Below are 7,944 nucleotides of genomic sequence, written 5' to 3'. Positions count from 1 at the left end.
GTTGACCGGAGCGGCGGCCACCACGGCCACCGACCGGTGGGAGGGCCTACGCGGCTGTTCCGGCCTGACAGCGGAACCGACGCCCCAGGCCGGCTGAGCCATCGGGGTCAGACGGGGCCACCCACGCCGATCGGGACATCCCGTTGCTTCCCGCAGTCGAGGCATTCCTGGTAGCGGGACTCGCTCTCGGGGTAGCGGTGCGTGCGCCATCGGTGCCAGAGGTGCAACCGGCACGACCACCGACCGGGCCGTCGTACCTCCTGACCCGGCTCACGATGTGGCGTCTCGGTCATGGTCCAGTGTGCTCCTGACCGTGGGCCGCTGTCAGGGTTATGGCATCTCACGCATACGTGCTGTAACTTACAAGTTAATGACAAGTTCGCGGTTCGCCACCATCGCCCACGACCTCCGGGAGCGCATCGCCCTCGGGGAGTTCGGGGACGTCGGCGCGCTCGACTCCGAGTCGCAGCTCTGTGCCCGGTATGCGGTGTCACGCCCGACCGTGCGGCGCGCCCTCGAGGTCCTGCGGGACGAGGGGCTCGTCGAGTCCCGGCACGGAGCCGGCTGGTTCGTGACCGGGTCGGCCTTCCACCAGCGGCTGGCCCTCGGCTCGTTCCGGCACGCCGCGTCCGCGGTGGCCGAGGCCGGCAAGACCATCGACCGTCACGTCGTGGACTTCGGGTACCGGCCCGCGCCCCTGTCCCTCGCGGGTTCGCTCGGCATCGACGAGGGCACCGAGGTCCTGTTCGCGCGGTCGCTGCGGACCGTCGACGGCGACGGTCTCGACGTCGTCCGCGAGTGGGTCCCGGCCGACCTGGCCGGCCCGGTGAGCCGGGACGCTGCGACCCGCCCCGGTATTTGGGAGACGCTGACCCGCCACGGGCACCGCATCGCCACGGTCCGGCAGGTCGTCACCGCGGGCCTGGCCAGCGCCGAGGACGCCGAGCTGCTCGGAGTGGCTCCGGGCGACGCGCTGCTGCTCGTCCGCCGGTTCGCCGCCGACCCGACCGGCCGCGTTCTCGCCCTCTCCGACCACCGCTACCTCGCCCAGCGGTTCGCCCTCGAGGTCGAGTTCAGCTCGGGCCCGAGCGGCAGCGCCGCCGCGACCGCCGAGCCCACCGGCATCCACGCCGTCCCCTCCCCTCAAGCCCGTCAACCGCATACCAAGGAGCACATCGCATGAAGGTCCTCGTCACCGGCGGAGCCGGGTTCATCGGCTCGAACTTCGTCCTCCGGGTCCGCGAGACCCGGCCGGACTGGGAGATCACCGTCCTCGACGCCCTGACGTACGCGGGCAACCGCGCGTCACTGGCCGCGGTCGAGTCGGACATCGAGTTCGTCGAGGGGTCGATCGCCGACGAGGCGCTCGTGGACCGGCTCGTCGCCGGCACCGACCTCGTCGTCCACTTCGCCGCCGAGTCGCACAACGACAACAGCCTGGACGACCCGTGGCCGTTCGTGGAGGCCAACATCATCGGGACGTACCGGTTGCTCGAGGCGGTACGCAAGCACGACAAGCGGATCCACCACATCTCGACCGACGAGGTCTACGGCGACCTCGAGCTGGACGACCCGAACCGGTTCTCCGAGTCGACGCCGGTCAACCCCTCGTCGCCGTACTCGTCGTCCAAGGCGAGCGCCGACCTGTTGGTGCGCGCCTGGATCCGGTCGTTCGGCGTCAAGGCCACGTTGTCGAACTGCTCGAACAACTACGGCCCCCGCCAGCACGTCGAGAAGCTCATCCCCCGACAGATCACGGGGATCCTCCAGGGCGTGAAGCCGAAGCTCTACGGCGCCGGCGCCAACGTCCGCGACTGGATCCACGTCGACGACCACAACGACGCCGTCGTCGCCATCATCGAGCAGGGCCGGCTCGGCGAGACGTACCTCATCGGTGCCGACGGTGAGCAGAACAACCGCGAGATCATCGGGCTCCTCCTCGAGCTGATGGGCAAGCCGACCGACTGGTTCGAGCACGTGAACGACCGCCCGGGGCACGACCTGCGATACGCGATCGACTCCAGCAAGCTCCGTGCGGAGACCTCGTGGCGGCCGCAGTACCAGGACATCCGGGCCGGGCTCGCCCAGACCATCGACTGGTACCGCGAGAACGAGGACTGGTGGACCGGCGCCCGCGCGCAGTCCGAGAAGGTCTACGAGCGCCTCGGACGCTGACCGCTCGCCTTCCGACGCCGGCCCCGTCAGGTGCCGGGGAGCTCCTCGGGGATCCGCGGCATGACGGCCACGGCCTCCTCGTAGTCCATTCCCGTCACCTGAAGCAGGTCGACGATGAGCGACCGGATCTGGACGAGGAGGACGTCCACCGACAGCGACCCGCGTTCCAGGCGACCGGTGGCCCGCCCCACCCGGACGATCCCGCCCTGACCCATGGCCGCGGCGGAGTTCTCCCCCAGGACCCGCGCCACGATGTCGGTGGCGTCGGCGAGGTCGTCCAGCAGCGTTGCGTAGGACGCCGGCACATGGATCTGGCGGTCCGCGTTGACCGCGACCCGACGACAGAGCACCCGGGTGCTGCGGATGGCCCGGTCCAGCGGTTCGACGAGCTCGGCGACGCTGCGGACCTTCTCCTTGTGCTTGCGTTGGAACGGCGACGACGCGATGACCGCCAGCCCCTCGTCGGCCGCGCGCTGCAGCTCGCGCAGCGGCGCCTCGGTAGCCCGCGCAGAGGCCAGTACTCGCGCGGCGCGCTGGACGTCGCCGTCCCGGGTGCACTGGGCCGCGTCGCGGAGCAGCGTGGAGATGGTCCGGACGACGACGGCGGCCTGGCTCCGTGGCCGCCGCAGTGGCGCCGCCGGGACGACGGCGGCGGCGAGCAGCGCGACGGCTCCACCGATGACCGCGTCAAACCACCGGGTCAGCGCAGCGCCCGGAGTCGCGACGAACGCCACGACGAAGATCGACTGCACCGCCGCCTGGGTCACGAGCAGACCGCCCGCGTCGAGGAACAGCGCCGCCGACATCGCGACGAGGACGATCACCCCGATCTGCCACGCACCGGTCCCGGCCAGCATGAGGAAGAGGTCGGCGACGATCAGCCCGACGGCCACCCCCACGGTGATCTCGGCGACACGACGCAGGCGCTGCGCATACGTCGTCCCGAGGCAGACGACCGCGACGATCGGGGCGAACACCGGTGCCTGGTGGTGGAACACGCCACTGGCCAGGAACCATGCGACCGCTGCGGCGATAGCGCACTGACCGATGTGCCACGCCTTGCCGCGGACCCGGTCGACCCGTTCGCGCACGGAGGTCCGGCTGCGGCGCCAGGCGCGGTCCATCAGGGCGTCGATCCGGTGGTCCGACCACGCCGAGCTCATGTCGCCGATCCTCCCATCGGGTACGCGGACGGTCCGGTCGGCGGTGTGCCGGCCGTCAGCCGGCCGCCCGCAGCGCGTCCCAGATCGCCCGCGAGGCGGGGGCCGCGGTGCTCGCGCCGGTGCCGGCCTGCGCGACCATGACGACGACCGCATATCGCGGAGTCGTGACCGGCCCGAACGAGGCGAACCAGCTCGTGGCCTGCTTGCCGAACACCTCCGCGGACCCGGTCTTGCCGGCCAGCGGGTAGTCCGCCTGCGGCCACCCGGCGAAGACACCGCTCGCCGTGCCCGACGTCATCACCCCCTGCAGCGCCCCGACGAGGAACCCCCGGACCTCGGGTGTCAGCGGAACCGTCCCCGCGGCGACCGGCGGGATCGGGGTGCGGGCCGACCCGTCCTGGTTCTGCGTCGCCGCCGCCACCTGCGGGACCCAGAGCGTCCCCCCGTTGGCCACCGCCGCATACGTCCGAGCGAGCTGCAGCGGGGTGACGGCGACGTCGCCCTGGCCGATCGCGAAGTTCGCCTCGTCGCCGGCTCGGTACTGCCAGCCGGAGTCGCAGTTCTCGACGGCGAGCGCCTTGAGGTAGTCGGCGCGGGCCGGGTCCGTGGCCGCGACATCCGGATAGCCGCTCGCCGCCCGTGCACAGGTCTGCGACTTCGTGTCCTCCCACGTCGAGCGCTTCCCCACGCGGTCGGGGACCCGACCGGCCACCTCGCCGGGCAGGTCGACGCCGGTCCGGACGCCGAGCCCGTAGGCCTTGGCCGCCGTGACGAACGGGTCCGCACCGTCGTCCTGGGCGGCGAGTCCGCCCTGCGCGAGCCAGGACTGGTACGCGAACCGGTACCAGATCGTGTCGCACGAGACCTCGATGTTGCGCTGCAGCGTGAGGACGCCGTAGTCATGGGACTCGTAGTTGGCGAAGGCCCGGTCCCCCACCTGGAACGTCGAGGTGCAGTCATACTTCCCGTTGAGGTCGACGCCCATCGCCGCCGCCGCGGTCGTCGAGACGACCTTGAACGTCGAGGCCGGCGGCATCGTCGCGCCGGTCACCCGCGAGACCAGCGGGGTGCCGGCCGCCGGGTTCCGCAGGGCGTCGAGGTTCGCCTGCGTGATGCCGCCGGACCACACCTTCGGGTCGTATTCCGGGTAGCTCGCCGCTGCGACAACGGCCCCGTCGGTGACGTCGAGGACGACGGCGGCCGCGGAGTCCGCGGCGAACCCGCCGCTGCGGGCAGTGGCGACCGCCTGGGAGAGGGACTGCTCGGCGGCGGCCTGGACCGGCGCGGAGATGTGCGTGACGACGTCCCGGCCGGCGACCGGGGCGGTCGTCGCCAGCCGGTCGACGACGACGCCGCGCGGGTCGACCGCGACCGACGTGGTGCCGTGCGTCCCGCGCAGGACCCCGTCGTACTGCGCCTCCAGCCCGTCCCGGCCGACGGTCTCGTCCGCGGTGACCGCACCGTCGCTGCCGGTCACGTCGGTGGCGGTGGCCCGGTCGACGTAGCCCAGCAGGTGGGCGGCGTTGACGGCGTGCGGCGCGGGGTAGGTACGGCCCGGCTCGGCCACGACGCCCACACCCGGGTAGTTCTCCGGCTGCTCCAGCAGGCTCAGCGCCCGCGCCGGGTCGACGTTCTCGGCAAGCGGGATCGGTTGGTAGGCGGACCCGTTGAAGCAGGCGGGGGGCGGCGTTGCGCCTGGTGACCCGCAGAGGAAGGTCCGCTCCCAGAGCGGCTGGGCTGGCCGGTCCAGGCCCGCGGCGATGCGGTCGACGAGCGCGCGGCCACCGTCCGTCGCCTCGACGAGTGCCCGGCGCTCGACCGTCACCGCGACGCTCGAGGTGTTGTCGGTGAGCGGCTCAGCCTGCGCGTCGAGGATGCGGCCGCGGACCGCCGGCTGGACCGTCGTCCGGGTCTCGAGCGACACCGCGGCCGGTCCCGCATACGCCGTCCGCTGCACAACCTGGACCTGCCCGAGCCGGCCGAGGAGCAGCGCGAACACCGAGACCACCAGGGCCGCCACGACGACGAGCCGCGGCACCGAGGTCGGTCGGCGACGGCGGGTGTGCGACGTCACGCGAGTCGTCGACGGGTCAGGGCGCGGTCCACTCCGAGCAGCGCCGGCAGGGCGAGCAGCCCGACGGCCAGGGTCACGAGCGTCCGCGTCGCCGCGGCGACGAGGTCGACCGTGCCGTCCCCGAGGATGGCCACGCAGACCCCACCGAGCTCGACGACGACGGTGCCGGCCGCCAGCCCGAGCAACGCGCCGAGCAGGCTGCGGTGGGCGGCGCGGTGGAACAGGCCCGCGGCGGCGCCGGCCGCGGCATACAGCAGCGCGGTGAGCCCGAGCGGTGAGCCGCCCGGCGGGACGAGGTCGACCACCCAGCCGGCTGCCAGCCCGAGCAGGGCACCCTGCGCGGGTCCGCGGACGACGGCGGACGCCGCCACGAGGAGGACGACGAGGTCCGGCCGGAACCTCGCGGGCACGCCGAAACGGGGCAGCACGGTGGCGACAGCCAGTGCGGCGAGCAGCACCGCACCGGTCCGGAGCAGCCCAAGCAGGCTGAGCCGCGGGATCACGACTGCGCCTTGACGGCGGCGGCGCCGGCGGTGCCGGTCGCGGGCGGCGAGGGGAGGACGACCGCGACGACGTCGAGCCGGCTCGGATCGACCGCGGGGCGGACGGCGGCCGTGGCCGTCAGCTGACCGCGGGGTAGGTCGACGGAGGTGACCGTCCCGACGACGATGCCCGGCACGTAGGGACGACCCCCGACGCTGCCCAGGGTCGTCACGCGGTCCCCGACCGCGACGGTCGAGCGGTCGACGAGGCTCAGCGTGAGGTCGCCCGGGGAGCGGGCCAGGTCGCCCGCAGGGCCGGCCGCGACGCTGCCGAGCACGCCGGAGCCGACCCGGACCGCGACGGCGGCGTCCGCGCCGTCGAGCAGGCGGATGTCGCTGGACCACGGGCCGACGCTGACGACCCGTCCGACCAGGCCGTCGGCAGCGACGACGGTGAGGTTGGGCTCGACCCCGTCGCGCTGGCCGATGTCGACGGTCACCTGACGGCCACCGGTGACCGTGGTGTTGGTGGCGACCACGCGGGCCGGGAGCAGGTGGCCGGCACCGGCCGAGGGCGAGGCGAGCAGCCGGCCGGCGGCGTCGGACTGGGCCAGCCGAGCCTCGGCCTGGACGAGTCGGGCGCGGAGGACGGCGTTCTCCTCCTCGAGCCGGGCGCCGTCGCTCCGGTCGACCCCGGCGACCGACCGCTGGACCGGTCCGACCGCGGCGGCGGCGAGCGACCGGGCGCGGACCGGGAGCCCCGAGCCCGAAAGGTCGAGCACGACAGCGACGACGGTCGCGAGGAGGAGCGCCACGAGGAGGCGCCGACGGGCGAGGGGCGTCACCGGTACTCGCTGGTGACCAGCACCCGTTGCAGCGCACCGAACTCCTCCACGCACCGGCCGGCCCCGAGGGCGACACTGCGCAGGGGGTCGTCGGCGACGTGGACCGGGACGCCGAGCTCGTGACGCATCCGCTCGTCGAGGCCGCGGAGCAGGGCGCCGCCCCCGGTCAGCGTGATGCCGCGGTCGACGATGTCGCCGGCCAGCTCCGGCGGGCAGACGTCGAGGGTGGTGCGGACCAGCTCGACGATCTGGATGACCGGGGTCTCGATGGCGCGGCGTACCTCGGGCGACGAGACGGTGACCACCTTGGGCAGCCCGGTCACGAGGTCCCGCCCGCGGATGCGGGTGGTGAGCTCCTCGGCCAGCGGAAAGGCCGAGCCGACGCCGGTCTTGATGTCCTCGGCGCTCCGCTCGCCGAGCAGCAGCGAGTACTCGCTCTTCACGTGGGCGACGATCGCCTCGTCGATCTCGTCGCCGCCGATCCGCATCGACCGCGCCGAGACGATGCCGCCGAGGCTGATCACCGCGACGTCGGTGGTACCGCCGCCGATGTCGACGACCATCGACGCGGCGGTGTCGTTGACCGGGAGGCCGGCGCCGATGGCGGCGGCCATGGGTTCCTCGATGATGTAGACCCGACGCGCACCGCACCGGGTCGCGGCGTCCTCGAGGGCCCGCCGTTCGACGCCGGTCACCTCGCTCGGGACGCAGACGACCATCCGCGGGCGGACCAGCCGGCTCGGGCGCACCTGGTCGATGAACCAGCGCAGCATCCGTTCCGTCAGGTCCGCGTCGGAGATGACGCCATCGCGCAGCGGCCGGACGGCGCGAACCGACGCCGGGGTGCGGCCGACCATCTCCTTGGCGCGGGTACCGGCCGCGACGAGGCGGTTGCTCCCCGCCTCGACGGCCACGACCGAGGGCTCGTCGAGGACGACGCCGCGACCACGCACGTAGACCAGGGTGTTCGCCGTCCCGAGGTCGACGGCGAGATCGCGCCCCAGGATGGCGGGACGCGACACCGAGGTCATGTCGGCGATTCTCGGGTGGGCCCGGAGAGGTTCCCCGCCCATCCGCCGCGTGTTGCCGAACGTGTGACCACTGTGACTGGAGTGACTGGTAGGCGGGCGGACCGCGGTCGCGGCGAGGCGAAGGTGGCCACCCCCGAACGACCGGGCCGCCGTCAACGTGTTCCCACGATCGCC

At 73.3% G+C, this 7,944-nt stretch carries 7 protein-coding genes; 2 read left to right on the top strand and 5 right to left on the bottom strand.

Annotated elements, in window-relative coordinates; genetic code table 11:
- Nucleotides 1-370 precede the first annotated feature (370 nt).
- Both VIG79_RS12925 and rfbB read left to right on the top strand, forming a co-directional pair.
- A complete protein-coding gene (locus VIG79_RS12925; protein WP_331886223.1) occupies nt 371-1,183 on the top strand; it encodes a GntR family transcriptional regulator in 813 nt (270 codons plus the stop codon).
- On the top strand, nt 1,180-2,175 hold the full coding sequence (rfbB, locus tag VIG79_RS12920) for a dTDP-glucose 4,6-dehydratase (RefSeq protein WP_331886221.1): 996 nt from the start codon (nt 1,180-1,182) through the stop codon (nt 2,173-2,175). Before VIG79_RS12925 ends, rfbB begins: the two co-directional genes overlap by 4 nt.
- Before the next feature lie 26 nt (nt 2,176-2,201).
- Here rfbB and VIG79_RS12915 read toward each other — a convergent pair whose 3' ends face one another.
- The 5 genes from VIG79_RS12915 to VIG79_RS12895 are packed head-to-tail and all read right to left on the bottom strand — an operon-like array spanning nt 2,202 to nt 7,770.
- Nucleotides 2,202-3,338, bottom strand: a complete 1,137-nt coding sequence (locus VIG79_RS12915) for an FUSC family protein (RefSeq protein ID WP_331886219.1) — start codon at nt 3,336-3,338, stop codon at nt 2,202-2,204.
- 55 nt (nt 3,339-3,393) lie between these two features.
- On the bottom strand, nt 3,394-5,412 hold the full coding sequence (locus VIG79_RS12910; protein WP_331886217.1) for a penicillin-binding transpeptidase domain-containing protein: 2,019 nt from the start codon (nt 5,410-5,412) through the stop codon (nt 3,394-3,396).
- Nucleotides 5,409-5,915, bottom strand: a complete 507-nt coding sequence (mreD, locus tag VIG79_RS12905; RefSeq protein ID WP_331886215.1) for a rod shape-determining protein MreD — start codon at nt 5,913-5,915, stop codon at nt 5,409-5,411. Before mreD ends, VIG79_RS12910 begins: the two co-directional genes overlap by 4 nt.
- Nucleotides 5,912-6,739 (bottom strand): rod shape-determining protein MreC, encoded by an 828-nt coding sequence (mreC, locus tag VIG79_RS12900; RefSeq protein ID WP_331886213.1) that lies wholly within the window; start codon nt 6,737-6,739, stop codon nt 5,912-5,914. The genes mreD and mreC overlap by 4 nt, the downstream gene beginning before the upstream one ends.
- The gene (locus tag VIG79_RS12895) at nt 6,736-7,770 is read right to left on the bottom strand and encodes a rod shape-determining protein (RefSeq protein WP_331886211.1); all 1,035 of its coding nucleotides are present in this window, start codon (nt 7,768-7,770) and stop codon (nt 6,736-6,738) included. The genes mreC and VIG79_RS12895 overlap by 4 nt, the downstream gene beginning before the upstream one ends.
- Nucleotides 7,771-7,944 lie beyond the last annotated feature (174 nt).

The organism is Lapillicoccus sp., assembly GCF_036559105.1.
In the GTDB taxonomy this organism is placed as follows: domain Bacteria; phylum Actinomycetota; class Actinomycetes; order Actinomycetales; family Dermatophilaceae; genus Lapillicoccus.
This window is presented reverse-complemented; position numbering and strand designations above follow the sequence as displayed.

What these genes read in the sequence shown, in the direction of transcription:
- VIG79_RS12925 (WP_331886223.1), top strand. Translation starts at nt 371, where the DNA reads ATGACAAGTTCGCGGTTCGCCACCATCGCCCACGACCTCCGGGAGCGC.
- rfbB (WP_331886221.1), top strand. Translation starts at nt 1,180, where the DNA reads ATGAAGGTCCTCGTCACCGGCGGAGCCGGGTTCATCGGCTCGAACTTC.
- VIG79_RS12915 (WP_331886219.1), bottom strand. Translation starts at nt 3,338, where the DNA reads ATGAGCTCGGCGTGGTCGGACCACCGGATCGACGCCCTGATGGACCGC.
- VIG79_RS12895 (WP_331886211.1), bottom strand. Translation starts at nt 7,770, where the DNA reads ATGACCTCGGTGTCGCGTCCCGCCATCCTGGGGCGCGATCTCGCCGTC.